A 20,094-nucleotide genomic window follows, 5' to 3' on the forward strand; every position below is an offset into this window, starting at 1 on the left:
GTGGTGTCCGTTACGATCAGCCTTTACTTAACTGCGCTGCCGTCCACAATGAATCGACAGCCTCCTGGTGCCTGTTAGATTTTTTATCCTGTTGTTTCACAAGCCCGAGCGACAGATCTCCCCTTGGACAATGCAAAACCAAGCGCAACAGGGCCGAGCAAAAGTAGATTAACTTTTGCTCAGCCCTATCAGTAAAGCCATATATATCGATTAACCTAGCGGCGTTGTTGAGGCAACCGGAATAACATAAAACCCGGCCTCGGCATCCTCTCGAATGACAGCCTGAACATCATAGACCCGCAGCATCAATTCACGGGTCATAATTTGCTTCGGCTCGCCTTCAGCCACGATTTGGCCCTCCTTCATCACCTTTAATTCATCGCTGTATCGCACCGCTTGATTGACATCATGAAGCACCATCACGATCGTTAAGCCCAATTGTTCGTTAAGGCTGCGAACCAGCTCCAACAGCTCGATCTGATAATAAACATCCAAATAAGTCGTCGGCTCATCAAGAAACAATAGATTTGTTTTTTGGGCAAGCGCCATTGCAATCCATGCACGCTGCTTTTGCCCGCCGGACAGTTCAATCAGTTTTTTCGACTTTAATGAAGTCAATCCCGTACATGCCATCGCCCATTCGACCGCTTCGGCATCTTCCTTGTTGTCAAACGAGAACATATGGCGATAAGGCAGACGTCCAAACTCCACCAGTTTCTCTACCGTCAAATCAAACGGCGCTTCATTCTGTTGATGGACAACCGCTAATTGCCGAGCCAATTCCTTTTGCGAAAACTGCTGCAAATCACGACCGTTTACGATCACTTGACCCGCCGTTGGCGCCAAATTTTTGGCCAGAAGACTAAGCAGCGTCGATTTCCCGCTGCCATTGGGTCCAAGAATCGTCGTTACTTTCCCTGCAGATATCGATGTAGAGAGGCTGCGTATAATCGCTCCGCTATTTTTATAATGAAATTGAAGCTGCTTAATGTCCATGGACGCGATCCCCCTTTAACAGCATAAAAATCAAGAACGGACCGCCGATCATCATCATAATGACCGAAGCAGGAATTTCAACGGGAGCAATAAGAGTGCGTCCCGCCGTATCAGCAAATAAAATAAGCAAGGCCCCTCCAACCGCACTAAACGGAATTAATAGTTTATGATCGGAGCCTACGAATTGCCTGGCTATATGGGGGACAAGCAAGCCTACGAATACAATCAGCCCGCCAACGGCTGTAGCCGCAGATGCAAGCATGACAGCAACCAAAGAGATGACGATTCGGGCGCGCATAACATTCAAACCTAAATTGCTTGCCGTACGATCCTGAAGAGCAAGCATATTGCACCACGTCGATAAAAAGAAGGATAAAATCAGAGTGATTCCGCCATAAAGCAAGATCATTTCGACGTCCTGCCAGGTTTTCATATGGAAGGTGGAGCTTGTGATCCGACTCGTCGCGCTTGATCCGCCAAACGACCCGAGAACATGGTTAAAGCCGGTAAACGCAGCATTAATGGCTACGCCGACCAAGATAAGCCGCAAAGGCTGCAGACCTGATTTCCATGAAAATAGATAAACCAAAAAGCAGGCAAGCAAACCTCCCATAACGGCAAACAACGGAATATAAAAAAATAATGCGGGAAAAACCGCCGTTACGAGCAAGCCGGCAAAGCCGGCTCCCGCCGAAATGCCAATGACTCCGGCATCCGCGAGCGGGTTGCGCATGACGGATTGCAGCAGAACACCGGATACGGCCAAGGCTGCCCCGCATAGCATCGCAACAAAAACACGAGGCAGCCTAAGGTCGCGGATCACGTCAACCTGCGGATTGTTGCCCCATAATAAACCAGCTACAAGCTCGCCTAAACCTACCTTGATACTGCCCGCCATCATCGAATACAGCGCCATAGCAACAAGCAGGCAAAGGGCTGCCAATAAGGATACCCACTTTTTCATGACAGTCTCCTTTAGTTTGGATAAAGCATATCCGCCAATGCCTCCAGGGCTTCTTCAACGGCCATGTTGCCGGTCGTTCCGAATAGATCCTCAGGCAAGTCATACACTCGGTCATTTTGTACCGCTTTAAAGTGCTTCCAAATATCATTGGTTCGGAATTCTTCATCGAACATTTTAATAACCTCGTCAGGCATCCCATGGGCAGCGCGCAAAATAATATCCGCATTGCCTTGATACAAATATTCGGTGTTGGCGGAGATAAATTCTACATCCGATTGTTCCACCACATTTATGCCTCCCAACTGCTTCACAAGGTCTCCAATATAGCTATTGGCTGTGCCGACCAAATAGGAGCCGGGTACGCCCATTAAAATCATGACGGTAGGCGGTTCTCCGGTTGCTCTTTGCTTGAGCTCGGCAATTTTGCCATCATAATTCGTAATTAACGTTTCGGCAAGCTCCGTTCGATTAAACTGCTCTCCCAGGCTGCGAATCTCCTCTTTCATGCTTTGCAGATTGGTAAAATCCAGAAAATCGGCTTTCACCTTGGCGGCCTCAAAACCATCCTTTAAATCATCCTCCAGCGTACTAACCGATAAAACATGTGTTGGCAGCAAGGAACGAACGAGCTCCATATCAGGGCTCATTGGATTGCCGATCTCCGTTACGCCTTTGAAACGACCAGGCAATTCTTTATAGGTAGTCGGAATGCCAACGGCATCCAGATCAAGCGCATCCAAAATTTCCGTAATCGCGACAGTTGTGGATACGATTCGATATTCGGCATCGGCTTCTGTCGAAGGCTTGCTCCCGTTTGAAGCTTCATCATCTACGATAGTCTTGTTTCCCTTTGCATCGGAACTTATTTGTGCTTCCGTGCCACAGGCAGCCAGTAATAAAACACAAGCACTAACAAAACTTATTTGCTTTAACGATGTCCATATCCTTGCCGGCATCTTAACCCTCCTAAAAACAGATAGAAGGACACTCCCTATAACATCGTTATAAGGAGGTCCTCATCATTAGATAAAACCTAATTAGAATCTTAATTAACTTGACTTGACGCTATGCTTATAGAGTTAGAGCGCGAAGGATAATTGCAGCAGCTTGGGCACGAGATGCATCGGCGCCAGGAGCAAAAGTATTGTTGCCGACTCCTTCGATCAGACCCTTTTCTACCGCCACGGCAACATATGGTTTTGCATAGGCAGGAATCGCATCGGAATCCGCAAAAGTCAGCTCCGGAGCATTTTCCGTGCTAAGCTTCAGAGCTTTTACAAGAATAACTGCAGCTTCTGCGCGACTAACCGTATCTTGCGGAGCAAACGTATGGTCGGCATAACCTGTAATCACTCCTGCAGCTACCGCTCTCTTAACAAAGTCGGATGCCCAAGCTGCGATCTTATCATTGTCGGCAAAAGCTAACTCTTTTTCCGTCGCAGGAATATTTAAGCTTGTAACGACAAGCTTGGTGAATTCTGCGCGAGTCATCGCTTTGCCTGGGGCAAACTGGCCGTTTTCGTAGCCGTTGACGATGCCTTGAGCGTAAAGTTGAGCGATATCGTTTTGCGCCCAATGTTTCTCCGTGTCGACAAATACATTGACATTGCCAATTGCTTGCAGAAGCGCATTCGTTGCAGACTCAATATCAGCAGCAGTGTTTAAATAAGTAGCCGCTTGGTTAGCCGCGGTAATTGCAGCTTTAAGCTCATCGGTTTGTTCGACAGCCGCTTCCGCTAAAGCTACAGCCGCTTTCGCTTTGCTCAATTCGGCATCTTTATTCTGATTGACAACGATGGAAATCGTGTGCGATTGCGGCTCTTCGAATACCCCAGGCACAAAGTAGCTTGCACTTGCGGATAAAGTCGCAGCCAGATCCGACACTTCAAAATCAAACGTAACGAAGGTAACTTCCTCGGAGCCTTGACGACCTTGAACCGTCGTCACATATTCAGCTACTTTGGCGCCTTCCTTTTCTTCTACCAATACTTTGACATCGTATTTTTGCATGACATCTAGTCTCAAATAGCTTTTACCGTCTTTTTGATAAGACTTTGGATTAGCCAAATAGGCAGCCATAGAAGACAGTTTGCTCGGATCCGAATCATTGACATAATAAACAAAAGCATTTGTCGGATTTTCTTGCGTTGCCTTGGTCAGATCAGCCAAAGCGGCCTCTAAATCTGCTTTGGGCGTCAGTAAGCTATTCGCTTTTTTAGCCTTGGATAAAGCTGCAGTCAAAGCTTCCGTCTTCGGCTCAGCTGCGTCTGCAGTTGCAATTGCCGCACTCAACCCTTTTACAGCTTCACTGCTATCATTATTGATGACCACATAAAGATCATGCGATTGCGGCTCAGTGAAATAGTCCGGAACCATATAAGTCGTATTAGCAGTAATAACCTCTGTAAAGCTGTCTACTACATAATCAAATGTAAAGTATGTAACCTCTTGCGCACCATTGCGACCTTGCACGGTTGTCGTGTATTCGCCGACTTTAGCGCCTTCCTTGCCCGCAACGGTTAATTTCACATCGTAGACTTGTTGAACGTCAACGCGCAAGTAATTCACGCCGTCTTTAGAATAAGTGCCGGGCTTTGCCAGGAAAGAAGCAACCGAGGAAATTTTAGTCGTATCTTCATAATTAACAAAATAGACGATCGATTCTTGAGTCTCCTCTTTAGCGGAAGTTACGACTGCCGAACCTGTTGTAACCGCACTGCTTTCCGCCGCTACTACGGTAGGGATTGTACCTACTAACATTACTGCTGCAATAAATGCTGCCAATCTTTTAACTGCTTTTGAATTCATTTTCCATTCATCCTTTCGACTGCACAACGTTTTATTTTTTATTCCGACGTGCTTTATAAACAATAGCCGCTGCTGCAGCTGCCGCTAATAACACGACTAAAACTACTGTGACAATTACTTGATTTCCATTGCGATCCGTTTCCTCTACCTTAATTGAATCTACGGATTCGGCTCCTGTATCAGACTCCGAAGGGACCGCTTCTTCGCTTTGAGTATCGTTTTCCACTGACGCAGGTTCAGTGACCGGAATTGCGGATGGAGTTGCATTTGCGCTGCTATCTATTAACTCCTGCTCATCTGCTTCAGACGTCGGAACAGGAGACGATGCCGTTTGATTTGTTGGTACAGCAGATGCCGATGGCTTTATGGAAGAAACAGGCGTTTCAGTCGATGCCGCCGGCGGGTTCGTCGGCGCAGTTGTCGATTCTCGCGGCGATGTTGCTGCAGGTTTAGTAGCAGCAGGCTTTGTAGCAGCGGGCGCCGATTCTTCTGCTGCTTTTACAAGCGTTAACGTTTCAGGTTTAAATTTAAAATACATCGTATAGCTGTGATCATAGTCCATCTCATCGATAGTCACGCTCACACTGGACTCTACTAAATCCGTTAAATTAGCAATTTGAAATTCGGTCAATCTTTCATTGGCAGCCTCGTCGACCGATATCGTCTTTACAGCCGTCATCCTCCCGTTGTAACGAGTAGCAAATTCGGTTACCCAGGCATGTTTATTGATCGTCGTTTGCACCCGCATGCCGCCATCCTTTATCGTCAGCTTTGCCGGCTGATTCCAGTACCCTTCTGCAATTGAAGCATTTTTTTTATCCGCATGCATAATGTTGAATCCAATCGTATATTCCCCATCGGCCTGCTCTGCATAGGCTGCTTCGGGAAGCAACAAAAAGGCAAGCATCAGCATGGCCATTACCGTCCTGACGACAGGTAAACGGTCAACTAACATATTTAACCTCCAAATCCCACAAAATACCGATAATCATTCTCAATATAGTCCAAAATAAAAAGCTCAATTGAGCTGGCTTTCAAAATGATACCTCATGCGGGTACTGGCGTCAATCAAGTTCATAGAATCGTAAAAAATTCGATGCAGGTTATACGCAAAATCGCCGATACCATTCGTACATCAATAAGTCACTTTTTTATCGAAATATAGATTATAATGCAGTAGATAAGAACTATGGCGAATGGTCAATTATTACTAGATTCAGTCATTAAAGAGGTGAAAGATATGGAATCACGCTTCCGACTAAAACTTATTTGTACAATGATCGCTTTTGCAATGAGTATTTCGGTCATACTAGCTGCGATTGATCATAACAGACTTAAAAGTCAAACGATCCAAAACCAGCATGTGCTCATGCAAAAAAGCGAAGAAATGGTTATAACCTCAATTGATACGATCGAAAAAGCTTATTACCTATTCGGCGAGCAGATGGCTGCCTCCATGAAGGAGGCAACTGCAGAATTAATACTTCTCTATGAAAAACAACCAAATTTCGATCAATGGAGCTTTAATGAACTAAAGAAGGAATATGGATATGATGTCTACATTATCAATAAGGATAACGTCATTACGCACAGCAGCATGGAATCCGATATCGGACTTGATTTCAAATCTTGCTGCAAATCGCTTGCCAAAACATTGGATGCCAGAAGAATATCCGGACAGTTCTATCCTGACGGCATGGATATCGAACAAGAGACTGGCGTGGTCAAAAAATATAGTTATCAGGGCACGCCGGACGGGCAATTTATCATTCAGCTTGGCAATAATTTGCAAGAAGGCGCTATTTTTCAACAGTTTAATTTTTTCACTGCCATTGATAACCTTACATTAAGAGACCCATTGATTTCCCATATTTACATATTAAACACGGCCGGAAATGCATTAGGATATTCGACGGATTCGTTTAAATTGCAAGAAGAGCATTACAAAGCTTTTAAGCATACCCTTGACACGAAAGAAACGACAGAACGGCCAGGGGAATGGAATGGCAAAAAGGTTTCTTACCGAAACATTTATTATAAATCCAAATACGATACGGGAACGACAACGGAACGAAAAGTGATCCAGGTTATTTACAATGATGATGATCTGCAAAACTTGCTGGCCGACAATCGCAAAGCTTTTGTTTTCCAGCTTGGAACCGTATTATTCGTTACGATCATTTTGTCGTTATTCATTTCAAAAGCAGTAGCCAGGCCTATGCATCTTGCCTTTCATGATAGCCTTACCGGTCTGAAAAATAGAGCTGCTTTCGACGAAGCCATGATTCGGACACTCTCTTCGCAACAAACGACGACAGCGCTCATTATGATGGATGTTGATAACTTCAAAGAAGTGAACGACAAGCTGGGTCATGACACCGGCGACCAGCTGTTGAAATGCGTGGCTGAAGGCATGCATAAAGCGGCACGCAAGGGGGACATATCGGCACGACTGGGCGGCGACGAATTTATTATGATCTTGCCTGAGACAAGCGCTGCGGATGCTATGCAGATGGCAGAACGGCTTATCGATTCGATTACAGCCTTGACGACTTCCAACAGGGAGCTCTCGGATCAGCCTGTAACGATCAGCGTAGGCATCGCGGTTTCCCCCATTCATGGACAAGACGCAGAAACCTTGATCAAACATGCGGACAAAGCACTTTACTCCTCCAAAAAGCGCGGAAAAAATCAATATCAGGTATACAACGCATAGTAAGTATTCCATAGAAGCTCAAGAGAGGCTGTCTCAAAAGCAGGTTTTTTCGCTTAATGAGACAGCCCGCTTCGTGAAAAAATCAGCAAAAACATAGAAATGGCGGTGGCCGAAAGGTTATCCCTTTACTCCCGTAATGGAGCAAACGATTCCTGCTTTTTTGATGTATGGCATTTCCGCCAAGCCTACAATGATCCCGGAGGAAGGCGCATGCAGCTTCTCGAGTTCCTCGCCGAATAAGCCATATAAGCTGCCGACAGCATCCCCTTCCTCAACGATCTGAAGCAATTCCACTGCCGGGATAAAGAAACCGTCTACGGATGCAAGCAACGAAGCGTCAAAATTGCCATCGCCTTTCAATCTTCGTTTAATAGCAGGCGCAGGCTGAAGTAACCAGGCTTCAGGCGCAAGCAGCATACCCATATGATGCATCAAGCGATAGGCGCCGCGCCTGTATTGTTCCTGCTCAGCAAGTTTAATTCTGCGGCCTCCGCTCGCCTCCGTATACAGCCATGGGATTCCCCTTTCCGTCGCCGCGCTAACCGTGCGTCCCGGCCCAACCTGCGGATGGGCCCAAATCGTCTCCATGCCGAACGCTTCGGCGGCAGCGCGCGAACGTCTCCCCAGCTCTTCTTCTTCATTATGGTAATAGCCCACAAGCACCGGAATGGAAAATTCCATGGCGCCGCTATGAAGATCCAGCAAAAAATCTGCTTTTGCCAAAATATACTGATCCAAGTAATAGGCCAGTCTTTCCGTATAGCTGCCTTCCGGCGAGCCCGGAAACTCCCTCGCCAAATTTTTTCCATCAAGGGGCGTAACACGCGAAATCCCCTCATAAGCCGGCATATTTACAATAGGAACCATGAGCAGCGTTCCGCGAATATCTTCCGGCTGCACGGAATGAATAAGCTCAATGACAGTACGCACCCCGTCATATTCGTCTCCGTGAACGGCAGCAAGAATGAGCAAGGTTGGTCCCTGCTCCTTCCCTTTTACGATCCGCAGCGGAATTTCTCCGGCTCTTTCCCCGCATTCAAAAGTCAACATAACATTCGCGGCTTCCCCCCGCTTTACTGACTCCCATTCGAATAACGCGGCAGGTGTATGTGGAATCGTCATTTTTACTCTCCTTAGATCAGCTTGAGCGACCGCATGCAGCTTTGGACCTGCTCTTCTTGCGCGGCTGTCAGCCGCGGCGCATAATCAGGCGCAAAATTCCCTTCAAAGCCAAGCGAATTCATGGCATAGCTAAAGCCGCCGAATACGCCCACGCTTACAAATGTGTTGCGAAGCGTTATAATATCATCCAGACTGCTCGACGCCGCTTCCATATCCTCACTTGCCAAACTTTCATATAAACGCTTATTAATAGCCGTCGTGCATGAAAACATGCCGTCAAGCTGACTCGTCAATCCATAGCCGTAAGCCGCATCGAATACGTCCAAGCCGCTAAATAAAACCGAGAAGTTCGGAGCATGCTGAAACTTTTCACGCTGCAAAACTCTGGCCAAAGCCAAATCCCCTGTCTTGATCCCTGCAATATTCGGATGTTTCATTAGCTCTATGGCCGTTGCCGCTTCAATCTTCGTCTTCGTAATGCCAGGCAAATCGTACATATAAACCGGAAAAGGAGACTTCGACGCGATCCGCTCAAAAAATGCTCGTACCTCCGTCTGCGTCAACGCAAAGTAAAAAGGGGTAGTCGCTACAACTCCGCTCAAAGCCATTCCTTTCAAGCTGTCTATTCTTTCTGCCACTCGTCCGATAGAGTTGTCCATGACACCGACCATAACCGGGCAAGCAGACTGGGCTGCCTTTACCGCATCGGATGCGATCTGCGCCGTCCTTGCATATTCCGAGTTTTTAATTTGCGCTTGCATGCCCATCGAGCCCATTACCAACAGCCCTGCCGCATTCCCATTCAACTGATCCTCAACATGCAAACTTAAGCTCGAAGCAATGACGTTCCCCTGCTCATCAAGAGGCGTCCCAAGCGCTGGATAATAACCTGCAGACAAAATATTTTTCATTCTTCATCCCCCGCTAATTCTCAAAATTTATCCTTATAGAGCACATACCCGTGCTCACACCCGTTTTACACAATACTCTCCGGTATTTCCCCCGCCGCAAATTTCCGCTCCGCAGCTGCCATTGTTTTCCCCTCATCACCACATAACGCCTGCCAGTGCCCCGGAAACAAATCCTTTGCCGGCAACCTTTTCAATTTGCGTATGCTGCAAACAAGCTCCTCAAGAGAGAAATCTTCCGCCTGCTGCACAGCTATTCTTCCATTCGAAAATAGTACATCCCCGCAAAATAATGCTGCAAGTTGTGGAATATAGATACTCATATGATCACGGCTGTGGCCGGGCGTCGCAACAAAATGCAGCTCCAAGTCGCCGCAGGACAGTCTTTCTCCATCTTCGATTACGAGAGTCGGCACGCAAGACTCGTAACGATAATCAGCCGGATAAATCCCTTGCTCCCGCGCTTTGCCAATCCCAAGCGTATCTTCCCCACCGCTCACCAACTCTGCCGTCAATCTTGAACAAACGACCTTCGCGCCGAATTGCTGCTGCAATATGGCGGCCCCGCCGGAATGATCCGCATGCGCGTGCGTCAACACAATCCATTCCAGCTGTTCGCCCGAAAATCCATGCTGCGCAAGAAGATCCAGCAATATATGCGTATTTCTTCCGCCTCCGCAATCAATCAATATCCCTTTATCGCCAGCTGCTACATAATAAACATTGCAGTCATAGTCATCCGACATACGATTGCCTAGCAACCCGCTTCCTACTAAAAAAACACGCTCAGTCAGTTGCGCCATCGCGCCGCCTCCCCTTCCACGTCAAGGCGCTAATCGAACCGGCTGTCCGGTTTGGCTGGACAAAATAATAGCTTCCGCCACCCGAACAGCCTCTTTCGCATCCTCCGGCAACAAAATAGGAGAAGGCGTATTATCGCGCACGCACTGGTAGAAATGCTTCATTTCCTCAAAAATATAGCCTGCATAAGAGTCATAAGCTTCATTCCATATATAGGAAGCCCTATGAGTTACGCCGTGTCCGTTCCAAAATACAAGGGATTGGTCTGGATCCTGAAAATGAATGATGCCTTCCTCGCCGACAATCTCCATCCGCACATCCATCTCCGCAGGCGATTGCTTAGATATGAGCCAATTATTCTCAATTACGCCTATCGTCCCATCTGAAAAAGTAAGCATTGCCCATATTAAATCCGGTCCGTTCCCGGTGCTGCTGCTTGATCGGGCAAACACTTCAACAACCTCCGCCCCCGTCATCCAACGCTGCAGATCAATATCATGAATGCCGAGAATATACATCAAATTCGTACGCTCATATAACGAAAAATAACGACTCGGATTGTTCCGTCTCGAATAAATCGAGCGAACTTTGCCAAGCTCGCCTTGCTGAACCGCTTGCCTTGCCGCAAGCATTCTAGGATCAAAACGCAGAACATGCCCTACCATAAGCAGCCGATTATTTTGCTTGGCCGTTTCAATCATCCGCTCAGCATCCTGCTCCGTAAGCGCGATTGGTTTCTCGACAAATACATGACAGCCTGCCTGTAAAGCCGCCAAGGTTGGTTCGGCATGATGCATTTCGGGAGTAAGCACAATGACCACATCCAACCGCTCGGTGTCGATCATTTCCTGCCAGCTTGCATAGCCGGCGCAGCCCCACTCCTCAGCAGTCTCCAACCTCGTTGTCTCGCTCAACTCTGCTACAGCCACCAACTTTACATTGGCAAGCTGTCGCAAACATTTAAGATGAAAGTGCGAAAAGCGTCCTAACCCAATCATCCCTACTCGAATATACGCTGCAGCTTGCCGATGCCCATGATTAACCATTGCACCATCCCCTCGCAAATATATAATATGGTATTACCAATCAATATATCATCTGCTCTTTGATTTAGTCAATTTCATTTCATTGTATACGAATCATCCAGATAACATTGACCTTGTCACTAGCATACAGTACTATAATTGGTAATACCATAATATAAAAAGAAGGTGCTGTTTTATATGATATCTACAGGTATATGGCATTTCGCGGACTCATTGCCGGTCGTAGCGCCGCATAACCGCATTACGCTTGGAGAAGGACATACGCCGCTTATTGCCAGCAGCTCCATTGGTGCCGAGCTGGGTTTGTCACAGCTTTATTTTAAGCTGGAATCACTGAATCCGACCGGTTCCTACAAAGATCGCATCTCGGCTATGGCGCTATCCCTGGCCAAACAATCCGGTAAAACGGCCTGTATCGGCACCACCTCCGGCAATGCGGGCGCGTCTATCGCTGCCTATGCAGCCAAAGCGGGCATTCCTTATCATGTTTATGTCCAGGAAAATATAATTCCCGCCAAGCTGGAGCAAGTGCTTGTTCATCAAGCGCATGTGTATAAGGTCAAAGGACTCGGTTTCGATCCCGCGATCGGCACCAAAGTATTCGAACAGGTACGGGATAAAGCGATTCGCAATAACTGGGAAGCCGTCATTACTGCTTTCGCCTATGCACCGCTCGCTATGGAAGCCGTGCAAACAATCGCATGGGAAATAGCCGATCAGCTTGGCGTGCCCGATGCCGTCTTCGTCCCCGTTGGAGGAGGCGGACTGTTCTCCGGCATATATAAAGGCTTTCATCGGATTTGCGAGCAGAACAAAGCCAGCAAGCTTCCCCGCATGGGCGCCTGCCAATCTGCAGGCTGCAGCAATTTAGTAAGGGGCTGGCAGCAAGGTTTGGGACAGCCTGCAGCAGGAGCCTCGACTTCTATGATTTCAGGCATTCAAGTGTCCAATCCGCCCGATGCAGACATTGTCTTCGAAGCGCTGGACAGCAGCCAAGGCGTGGGCTCCATCGTTGCCGATGAGGAAACATGGAAGTGGCAGCGCGAACTTGCAAGACGGGAGGGTATCTACTGCGAACCTGCCGGAGCCATTTCGCTTGCCGGTCTCGTTCAGGCTGTGGAAACAGGCCGAATCAACCGCACTGACAAAATTGTGTGCATCGTTAGCGGCGCAGGCTATAAGGATTTGGAGCAGCAGCGACTAATGGTTCAGGAAGCAGCAGCCACTATCCCTCTATACGACGCCGATCAGTTGTAGAACCTTATTCTGCTTACAATTAATCGACATTCTCGAATTGTTGGCTATAATGATAGTGTAGAGGAGGTTCCGCGAATTGAAACAACCCATTTCAAATGAAATCAAATCATTAAGCTGGATCGTAAGCGACCGCATTAAACAATATATGATTGATCAGCAGTTGAAGCCTGGCGACCGCCTGCCTCCGGAGCGCGCGCTGTCCGAAGCTTTGGCAGTAAGTCGTCCTGTTGTCAGAGAAGCGCTCAGCCATTTGGAAACACTCGGATTAATCGAGAAACATCAAGGACGGGGATTATTTGTCAAAGAACAAAATTTGTCGCGCCTGTTTCAAGAAATGCTGCCCCCCTCCAATCATGACAAACAAACCTTTAAACAGGTAGTTGAATTTCGTTTTATGATTGAACAAGCCGCACTGAGCCATATTATGAACAATATTCGGGTGGAACAGCTTCAGCCCTTGTACAAGATCATAGAGCAATCCGAAGGCAATATAAGCGATTCGGAGTTTGTAAGACTGGATCATGAATTGCATCGCCAGCTTATCCAGCTTTCATCCAATCCGTATTTAGTTGAATTGACCACTGTCATTGACAATTTTTTTGCGCTCATCGAACAACCGGTTCGTGACAAGACACTTTCTATGGAAGAACGCAACCAGTCCATTAGACAACATCGTCAATTACTTGATTTCATAGAGCAAGGTCAAAAAGGCAGTGCGATAGAGCTGCTTGAAGAGCATCTGTTGCCCATTTACTCTGACTTCTAACATTGGAACTGGAGAAGTATTAACCATTTTATGCTGAATAGGAGTAGGCGGAGTTATGTCACTTGAACCTATAGTACGCACAAGTCTAAAAGAACAAGCGATTGCCAAAATCCGCGAATTTATTACGGATGGCGGCTTTCGTGCCGGACATCGCTTCTACAGCGAGAAAGAACTGATAGAACGACTGGAAATGAGCCGAACGGTTATACGAGAAGCGCTTAAGTCGCTGGAAACAATCGGACTTCTCCAAATTAAGCCAGGCGACGGCATTTATGTATCGGAAGCTTCGATTAGCCATATTGTAGATCAAGTCTCCTTCGGCTGGACACAAAGTCCGGCGCGTATGCGAGAGCTGCTCGAAACGAGAGTCATGCTGGAGAAAGCCGCGCTAGAATTAATCCTTTCACGATCGCAGCCAATCGCATTAGACGCGTTAGACCGCATTAACGCACAGATGGCCGCCGCAATCGAAAATGGCGAATCGATCATCGAACTGGATATCGCTTTCCACCGTTCGCTCTTTCAGTTGACCGGCAACGCCACCTTTCAGGAATTAAGCGAGGTTATAAGCGCGTTTTTTCACGATTGGCGCGATCAGCTTCTGGATAAAGAGTCCGGCTATATTACCCTTCGCGACCATGAGGAAATTACGAAAGCTATTGCAAAAAAAAATATGGCTGCAGCAAAAACTTGGCTAGAACATCATTTATCCGTCTGGGAACGTCTGTTTGAACAATAAAAGCTGTTCTAAGCTTCATAATGGACGGTTACTTCCGTCACGCGCGGACTATTCCCACCATTTATTGCTCCAAATGCCAGGCGATATTGAATCCAGTGACCAACCTGCAGGGCATCCGTCGCTTTCTGACCATTATCGAACCAGCTATCTTCCATCCCATTCGGGCCCTGCCAATTAGCCTGTACCAGCCCCTCTCTACTTGTCGCAGTCCGGATTTGAGCCTTCACCCAAGTCTTCGGCTGCAGCTCGGCTATCCAAGAAATTCGCGACACTTTATCTCCGTGAGGGAGTTCAAATTCACTGGATATATAGAATTCTTCTGGACGACGATCCATGATATTACCCGGATCTACGGACATCATGCCATGCGGACCCATTGTAGGGAGCTTAGTCATCCGTTCTTGAGAGAATCCATCAGGACCATTCCACATGACATAGGAATATCCGCAGTGATTCCCATTCGTCTTGTGGTTAGCGATAGCCAAGTCGACCCAACCGTCTTCATTAAAATCAATCGCCATCGATCCGCAAGATGAATGGGTAAATATCGTCGAACGGTAATCCGCGGAATAGACACCTCCCGGTTGTCCCCAGTAGATATAGGCATCAATGTCCCGTTCACGTCCAGAATTATAGGATGTAACGAAGATATCCAGAATGCCGTCACGATTGAAATCGGCTATCGTTATCGAATTTGCCGTATGCGCCGGGAGCTGCGTTCGTCTATCCTCGCGGAATCCTTCCGGACCGCCCCAGTAAATATAAACATAGGATTCATTCGCAACCTTTTTACCCATCGATAGATATCCGCCGACAATCAGATCAAGCCAACCATTCCCGTTTAAATCCGCTGCTTGGGCGCATATACCGCCATCACAATTCAATACGGTCGAACGGTTCATCGAGAATCCTTCCGGACCGCCCCATAGTATATAACTCGGTCCAAAAACCTGCGATACATATAAATCCAACCAACCGTCATTGTCGAAGTCCGCAGTAAACAACCAGCGCGGCTCCCGATAAGCACGACCTGCCAGCATCTCGTACGAATACAATTTCTTCTCCGGATTGAATATCTTCATATCGGGATCCATCATGATTTTCTGCGGATGATCCACGTCGAATCCTTCGGGTCCGCCCTTGAAGATCAACAGCTCCGGATTACTCGCTCCCGCAACCACGATGTCCAAGTATCCGCTGTGGCGGAAGTCGCCGACGGCACAGCCATGCGCTCTAACCGTAGGCAGCACCAACTTGTTATCGGGATCGAATCCATTCACGCCATTCCAATAGAGATAGGATCCCGGATCAAGGTGGGGAGCGTTCTCCGAACAATTGGCAAGAAACACATCGCCCCAACCATCGTCATTGAAATCGCAGCAGATGGAATCAACCGCCGCCCATCCCGGGAACTCGATCCGCCTATCTTCATTAAAGCCATCGGCCCCCCCTAAATAGGCGTATGCGGGCACGTCTCCTCTGACTCGTCCAGAGACATGATTAATAAAAATCACTTGAGGGGAAGGGGAGTCCATCGTTGTACCGATCAATGCTGTCGTGGCATCATGCGTTACAAAACGAATGAGCTCCGCTGAAGCGTCAGGATGCGCAAATTTAACAATGATCGACTCGGTTGTATTCATAACATCTGTTCTTCCTTGACAGATCACAATTTCCAATTGTCCATCTCCATCAAGATCATGCATGACCACGTCACGCGCGCTTTGGGTTGGAATCTCCAGTCTTTCCCTGTTGGAGTACCCCGAAGGATGACCCCAATAAATCCATGAGGACTCGCTTCGATCCCGATCCTTACAAACGACGAGAACAATGTCCTCATAACCGTTCCCGTTTACATCGCCGACTGCGGCAGAGATAACCGATTCGCAATTCAAGATAAGAGGTTCGGCTGCTTTTCGACTTGTTGATAGAGGATAGAAATAGGCTGCATCATTTTCTTGACGGAAAAGATGGATATGACCTCCAATTTCAACGATTTTCGGCGCCCAACCTTCAACAAATACAAGCCACCCTGCTGTCGTACCCGCTAAATCCTGGGCAGCCTCGTCACTCCCGCCAATTTGCGTGCAGCCCTCTTGCCGCAGTCCTTCAGTACTTCCCCACAGCACCAGGGGATTCCCGCCTTTGACGCGTACAAATAAATCGCAATAGCCATCCTGATCAATGTCCCCGGCAGCCATATGCGTTACTTCAAGCTCTAGCGTTACACGATTCGAAGGCCGGAAACCCGCTGCGGTTTGGTAATAGACGACTAACTTGCCATTGCTGCTGAATGCGATATCCCGATAACCATCACCATTGAAATCACCAATCGCCACGGCTCTGCAATTCGGAACAGGAAGTTCAATCTTGTAACGCTCCGACAAACCGCCGGGTGAACCGTAGTAAATATAAGCCGTCAGGTCCGAGTGGGTTCCATTGTTCTGGTTAACAATGACTAAATCATCATATCCATCGCCATTCAAATCACCGATGGCGCCATAATAAGCCCCTGCTGAGGGTAGTTCGATTCGTCTGGCAGAATGTAAGGGATCTACGTAGACATCAATAGCTGGACGTTCGCCCATATCATGACTATTGACATACATAATATCGGTATAGCCATCTTGATTGAGGTCGAAGCGGAAAATCCGTTGCAGAACCCCATTCTGAGAAACATATAGATTTTGTCCGCCGTTACCGAAAGTTCCGTCTGCGAAAGCAGCATAGCCGCTTTCACGCCAAGCTTTACTCAAGTCAACCCCTCCATAATCCTGCTTAATGACTACCCTTTGACCGCACCTACAGTCAGCCCTTGGACAAAATATTTCTGGAAGGAAATAAAGATAATGACAACAGGCAGCGACGTTACAACCGACCCTGCCATGATGAGCCCCCAATCAACTGCTTCCGCATCAATTAAGGTGGCAACGCCTAACGGCAGCGTCATCATTTCTGTATTCTTGATGATCAGAAGCTGCCAGATATAATCATTCCAGCTCTGCACGAAAGTAAAGATAGCAATTGCAGCGAGTCCAGGCGTCGATAAGGGCAGCATAATACGATAATAAATGCCCATCTCGCTGCACCCGTCCATTTTTGCCGACTCAAGAACTTCCTGAGGGACGGTTTTCATAAACTGCCTTAATAAAAAGATCATGTAAGGCGCTGCGATCGCAGGGACAATCAATCCAAGATACGTGTTTATTAAATTCAGTTCGATTGCAATCTTAAATTGCGGGATCAGGAGCGCCGCCCCTGGAATCGTCATCGAGCCGACAAATATTGAAAATATAAACTTGCCTGCGCGAAAGTTAATCTTCGCCAAAGAATAAGCAGCCATAGAAGTAATAAAAACGACTGCAAGGGTGGTACTCGCGCTTACAAATACACTGTTTAAAAACCATTTAGCCGCATTCGTATCCAGTAGCTTAATATAGTTATTTAATGTCGGATGATGGGGATAAAATTGTGGCGGAATCTGGAAAGCAATCGACATTTCCTTAAATGAAGATGAAATCATCCAATAAAACGGGAACAAAAACAAAACAGCAGCAATAACGAGCAACAGCTTCAACATAACGACGATCAGGTTGGACTTGTTCATACGATTGCCCCTTAATACTCAATATCCGTTCGCAAAAATTTGAACTGCAGCCATGCAATAATGACAATGATTATGCTCAGTATGACAGCCATCGCATTAGCCCGGCCGTAATCCCCATTTACAAAAGCCTCCTGATACAAGAGCAATAAAATGGTTGTAGTCGCATAATTCGGACCGCCTGCCGTAAACAACAATATAATCGCAAAAAGCTGAAAGGCGCCAATCGTGCTCGTAACTGCAACGAAAAGAATGGTTGGCTTCATCATCGGGAGTGTAATACGAATATGTTTGCGCCAGAACGATGCCCCGTCCAATTCGGCAGCCTCATAATAACTGACGGGAATTCCACCTAATGCCGCAGATAGGATTACAATAGGTCCGCCGAGTGAAATGGTGAGTACGACTACTGTCGTTGTCACGATCGCCCTGTCATAGCTAAGAAAATTCACTTTGTCTATGTCGAATAGACCAAGGAGGAAATTCAGCAATCCAAAATCATAATTCAGCAGATACTGCCACATAAATGTAATGCTGACAATGGACGTGACTGCAGGAATGTAAAATACGGCTTTAAAAACACTTTGCAGCCTCGTCCTGAACAGACTGATAAAAATCGACAGAATGAAACTAATGATGAGAGTTGCCGGTACAAACATGATGACAATAAGCAGTGTATTCTTGACGGACCTGAGAAAAACATCATCTTGCAGCAGGGACTGGTAATTCCCAATCCCTGCCCAACCCGAAGAATAATAGGTGTATTTGTAGAAGCTTACTTTAATAGCATCCAAGATTGGATATAAATAAAATAGTGCGAAAAATAACAAGGCAGGCGCTACAAATAGAAAACCATATCTTTCTTTATACAATAAGTTGAATTCTCTTTTCAGCATCGCATGCTCCACTCCAATTCGTGCACTCCATCATTTTTTGGATGCAATTGCGTCCTTAATGATTTTATTGGCCTTCTCATCATAATCCTGCATCGCTTGCAGCGGCTCCTTGGCACCGATAAATACGGCTTGCATTTCCGGGAAGAACACCGCTCTGGTTTGTGAATATCCTTCAATATCATAAGAGCCGTCAATCGCAATGATATGCTCTGTATCGGTCACCAATTTGGACAACCACAGCTTCTCGGGATCTGGATTGGCTCCTAACGTGTCTCTTCCATAAACATCAAAGGCGTTCATCGCTTTAATAAAATCAGGATCCTCCGTCTGTGCAAACTGGATGAATTTTTTTGCATATTTAATCTTATTCTCATCCCCATTGTCGAAAATAACGAATTGACCGCCTCCGCCGATAACTACGCCTTGATCCTCCTTAACACTTGGAAATGGCGCCAAGATCGCTTCAAACTCTCCCTTGATCGCCCCTTCGTCTTTCGCCTTCTGGACTGCATTCAAGAGTGAAAACCCGCCAAACGCGACAGCAGTCTTTTCTTGAACGAAATAATCGTTGCTCATTCCAGCAGCTCTTGTTTCCGGATTTGGATATACAAGCTGTTTATCTATTAGCGATTTGAACCACTCCACCGCTTGCACATTTTCCGTGGAGCTAAATGTACTTTGCGTCCGGTCATCCGTATAACGTTTTCCGCCAAAACCAGCCATAAAGCTGTGATACAGAGCATCCCCCTGCTCATTCAAACCGAACATTAGAAACGGATAATGATCCGGTGTTTCCTTCTTCTGATATTCCCTTACAGCCACGAGGAGTTTTTCAAATTGTTCGATCGTCCACGTCCGTAATTCTCCCGAGGGCAATACGTCCGCCGCTCCCGCTCTTTCCACTAACGATTTATTGATTACCATGAGTGTCGCACCCAATCCCTGAGGGTAGCTGAAGATCGTTCCGTCTTGTAAAGTTACTTTCTCAAGAACATTTTGCGGGATTTTTTTTAGCTGCTCCTCCGTCAATAAATCATTTAGAGGTACCGTATATCCTCTCTTAGCATAGCTGGTCGTACGTCCAGGAGAATCATTAAGAATATCCGGTGCCGTATTGGATGCAAGAGCTACATTCACCTTCTGATCTCCGCCATCATAGGGAATGATTTCAAGCTTCACTTTCACGTTGGGATATTTCTTTTCAAACTTTTCAATCAGCGTCTGGGCATATTCACCTGGCTTTTGATCTGGCAAATTCCAAACCGGATAGTTCCAGAACACAAGCTCGACCGGCTTCTCATCTTCCGGATTAGTAGTTGCTTCCTGGCTCGGAGTCACGGATGATGATGAGCTGTCCGGCTCAACCGTTGTCCCCTCGTTATTCCCGCTCCCGCATCCGCCCAATATGGTTACAACCAACAGCATCACGAGCAAGTAAGCTAAACCGTGCTTTCTTCTTCTCATTTTCTAC

Annotated in this window: 17 protein-coding genes; 4 read left to right on the forward strand and 13 right to left on the reverse strand. The window is 46.9% G+C overall.

Annotated elements, in window-relative coordinates; translation table 11 throughout:
- Positions 1-210 precede the first annotated feature (210 nt).
- From PAT3040_RS09265 to PAT3040_RS09285, 5 genes are all read right to left on the reverse strand, one after another.
- Positions 211-996 (reverse strand): ABC transporter ATP-binding protein, encoded by a 786-nt coding sequence (locus PAT3040_RS09265; RefSeq protein WP_108992392.1) that lies wholly within the window; start codon positions 994-996, stop codon positions 211-213.
- Positions 986-1,960 (reverse strand): FecCD family ABC transporter permease, encoded by a 975-nt coding sequence (locus PAT3040_RS09270; RefSeq protein ID WP_108992393.1) that lies wholly within the window; start codon positions 1,958-1,960, stop codon positions 986-988. Before PAT3040_RS09270 ends, PAT3040_RS09265 begins: the two co-directional genes overlap by 11 nt.
- Positions 1,961-1,971: 11 nt before the next feature.
- Positions 1,972-2,916 carry a heme ABC transporter substrate-binding protein IsdE gene (gene isdE / locus PAT3040_RS09275; RefSeq protein ID WP_108992394.1) on the reverse strand — a complete coding sequence of 315 codons (945 nt, stop codon included), beginning with the start codon at positions 2,914-2,916 and terminating at the stop codon, positions 1,972-1,974.
- Positions 2,917-3,031: 115 nt separating this feature from the next.
- On the reverse strand, positions 3,032-4,768 hold the full coding sequence (locus PAT3040_RS09280; protein WP_108992395.1) for an S-layer homology domain-containing protein: 1,737 nt from the start codon (positions 4,766-4,768) through the stop codon (positions 3,032-3,034).
- Positions 4,769-4,799: 31 nt separating this feature from the next.
- On the reverse strand, positions 4,800-5,723 hold the full coding sequence (locus PAT3040_RS09285; RefSeq protein ID WP_108992396.1) for an NEAT domain-containing protein: 924 nt from the start codon (positions 5,721-5,723) through the stop codon (positions 4,800-4,802).
- Between the two features lie 285 nt (positions 5,724-6,008).
- Between PAT3040_RS09285 and PAT3040_RS09290 the strand changes: the two genes are divergently transcribed.
- Positions 6,009-7,484 (forward strand): GGDEF domain-containing protein, encoded by a 1,476-nt coding sequence (locus tag PAT3040_RS09290; protein ID WP_181376522.1) that lies wholly within the window; start codon positions 6,009-6,011, stop codon positions 7,482-7,484.
- A gap of 117 nt (positions 7,485-7,601) precedes the next feature.
- On the opposite strand, the gene PAT3040_RS09295 is transcribed toward PAT3040_RS09290, so the two are convergent.
- The 4 genes from PAT3040_RS09295 to PAT3040_RS09310 form a co-directional block, all read right to left on the reverse strand.
- Positions 7,602-8,606 carry a succinylglutamate desuccinylase/aspartoacylase family protein gene (locus PAT3040_RS09295; RefSeq protein ID WP_108992398.1) on the reverse strand — a complete coding sequence of 335 codons (1,005 nt, stop codon included), beginning with the start codon at positions 8,604-8,606 and terminating at the stop codon, positions 7,602-7,604.
- An 11-nt stretch (positions 8,607-8,617) separates the two neighbouring features.
- Positions 8,618-9,517, reverse strand: a complete 900-nt coding sequence (locus PAT3040_RS09300) for a dihydrodipicolinate synthase family protein (protein WP_108992399.1) — start codon at positions 9,515-9,517, stop codon at positions 8,618-8,620.
- 65 nt (positions 9,518-9,582) lie between these two features.
- The gene (locus PAT3040_RS09305) at positions 9,583-10,317 is read right to left on the reverse strand and encodes an MBL fold metallo-hydrolase (protein WP_108992400.1); all 735 of its coding nucleotides are present in this window, start codon (positions 10,315-10,317) and stop codon (positions 9,583-9,585) included.
- 21 nt (positions 10,318-10,338) lie between these two features.
- Positions 10,339-11,361 carry a Gfo/Idh/MocA family protein gene (locus PAT3040_RS09310; protein ID WP_108992401.1) on the reverse strand — a complete coding sequence of 341 codons (1,023 nt, stop codon included), beginning with the start codon at positions 11,359-11,361 and terminating at the stop codon, positions 10,339-10,341.
- Positions 11,362-11,538: 177 nt separating this feature from the next.
- Between PAT3040_RS09310 and PAT3040_RS09315 the strand changes: the two genes are divergently transcribed.
- The 3 genes from PAT3040_RS09315 (at position 11,539) to PAT3040_RS09325 (ending at position 14,123) form a co-directional block, all read left to right on the forward strand.
- A complete protein-coding gene (locus PAT3040_RS09315; protein WP_108992402.1) occupies positions 11,539-12,618 on the forward strand; it encodes a threonine synthase in 1,080 nt (359 codons plus the stop codon).
- A gap of 76 nt (positions 12,619-12,694) precedes the next feature.
- A complete protein-coding gene (locus tag PAT3040_RS09320; protein WP_108992403.1) occupies positions 12,695-13,384 on the forward strand; it encodes a FadR/GntR family transcriptional regulator in 690 nt (229 codons plus the stop codon).
- 55 nt (positions 13,385-13,439) lie between these two features.
- Positions 13,440-14,123: a FadR/GntR family transcriptional regulator gene (locus PAT3040_RS09325; RefSeq protein WP_108992404.1), complete on the forward strand. Its 684-nt coding sequence runs from the start codon at positions 13,440-13,442 to the stop codon at positions 14,121-14,123.
- Between the two features lie 8 nt (positions 14,124-14,131).
- Here the strand turns inward: PAT3040_RS09325 and PAT3040_RS09330 are convergent, their stop codons facing one another.
- The 4 genes from PAT3040_RS09330 to PAT3040_RS09345 are packed head-to-tail and all read right to left on the reverse strand — an operon-like array spanning position 14,132 to position 20,087.
- Complete coding sequence (locus PAT3040_RS09330; RefSeq protein ID WP_108992405.1) at positions 14,132-16,879, reverse strand: FG-GAP repeat domain-containing protein; 2,748 nt, start codon at positions 16,877-16,879, stop codon at positions 14,132-14,134.
- 29 nt (positions 16,880-16,908) lie between these two features.
- A complete protein-coding gene (locus PAT3040_RS09335) occupies positions 16,909-17,730 on the reverse strand; it encodes a carbohydrate ABC transporter permease (protein ID WP_108992406.1) in 822 nt (273 codons plus the stop codon).
- 11 nt (positions 17,731-17,741) lie between these two features.
- Positions 17,742-18,623, reverse strand: coding sequence for a carbohydrate ABC transporter permease (locus PAT3040_RS09340; RefSeq protein ID WP_108992407.1), 882 nt, complete (start codon positions 18,621-18,623; stop codon positions 17,742-17,744).
- A 30-nt stretch (positions 18,624-18,653) separates the two neighbouring features.
- Complete coding sequence (locus PAT3040_RS09345) at positions 18,654-20,087, reverse strand: ABC transporter substrate-binding protein (RefSeq protein ID WP_108992408.1); 1,434 nt, start codon at positions 20,085-20,087, stop codon at positions 18,654-18,656.
- Positions 20,088-20,094: the final 7 nt, after the last annotated feature.

Origin of the sequence: Paenibacillus agaridevorans (genome assembly GCF_003112455.1) — a bacterium.
GTDB lineage: Bacteria > Bacillota > Bacilli > Paenibacillales > Paenibacillaceae > Pristimantibacillus > Pristimantibacillus agaridevorans.

What these genes read in the sequence shown, in the direction of transcription:
- PAT3040_RS09285 (WP_108992396.1), bottom strand. Translation starts at nt 5,723, where the DNA reads ATGTTAGTTGACCGTTTACCTGTCGTCAGGACGGTAATGGCCATGCTG.
- PAT3040_RS09300 (WP_108992399.1), bottom strand. Translation starts at nt 9,517, where the DNA reads ATGAAAAATATTTTGTCTGCAGGTTATTATCCAGCGCTTGGGACGCCT.
- PAT3040_RS09305 (WP_108992400.1), bottom strand. Translation starts at nt 10,317, where the DNA reads ATGGCGCAACTGACTGAGCGTGTTTTTTTAGTAGGAAGCGGGTTGCTA.
- PAT3040_RS09295 (WP_108992398.1), bottom strand. Translation starts at nt 8,606, where the DNA reads ATGACGATTCCACATACACCTGCCGCGTTATTCGAATGGGAGTCAGTA.
- PAT3040_RS09315 (WP_108992402.1), top strand. Translation starts at nt 11,539, where the DNA reads ATGATATCTACAGGTATATGGCATTTCGCGGACTCATTGCCGGTCGTA.
- PAT3040_RS09265 (WP_108992392.1), bottom strand. Translation starts at nt 996, where the DNA reads ATGGACATTAAGCAGCTTCAATTTCATTATAAAAATAGCGGAGCGATT.
- PAT3040_RS09340 (WP_108992407.1), bottom strand. Translation starts at nt 18,623, where the DNA reads ATGCTGAAAAGAGAATTCAACTTATTGTATAAAGAAAGATATGGTTTT.
- PAT3040_RS09280 (WP_108992395.1), bottom strand. Translation starts at nt 4,768, where the DNA reads ATGAATTCAAAAGCAGTTAAAAGATTGGCAGCATTTATTGCAGCAGTA.
- PAT3040_RS09310 (WP_108992401.1), bottom strand. Translation starts at nt 11,361, where the DNA reads ATGGTTAATCATGGGCATCGGCAAGCTGCAGCGTATATTCGAGTAGGG.
- PAT3040_RS09345 (WP_108992408.1), bottom strand. Translation starts at nt 20,087, where the DNA reads ATGAGAAGAAGAAAGCACGGTTTAGCTTACTTGCTCGTGATGCTGTTG.
- PAT3040_RS09290 (WP_181376522.1), top strand. Translation starts at nt 6,009, where the DNA reads ATGGAATCACGCTTCCGACTAAAACTTATTTGTACAATGATCGCTTTT.
- isdE (WP_108992394.1), bottom strand. Translation starts at nt 2,916, where the DNA reads ATGCCGGCAAGGATATGGACATCGTTAAAGCAAATAAGTTTTGTTAGT.
- PAT3040_RS09325 (WP_108992404.1), top strand. Translation starts at nt 13,440, where the DNA reads ATGTCACTTGAACCTATAGTACGCACAAGTCTAAAAGAACAAGCGATT.
- PAT3040_RS09270 (WP_108992393.1), bottom strand. Translation starts at nt 1,960, where the DNA reads ATGAAAAAGTGGGTATCCTTATTGGCAGCCCTTTGCCTGCTTGTTGCT.
- PAT3040_RS09335 (WP_108992406.1), bottom strand. Translation starts at nt 17,730, where the DNA reads ATGAACAAGTCCAACCTGATCGTCGTTATGTTGAAGCTGTTGCTCGTT.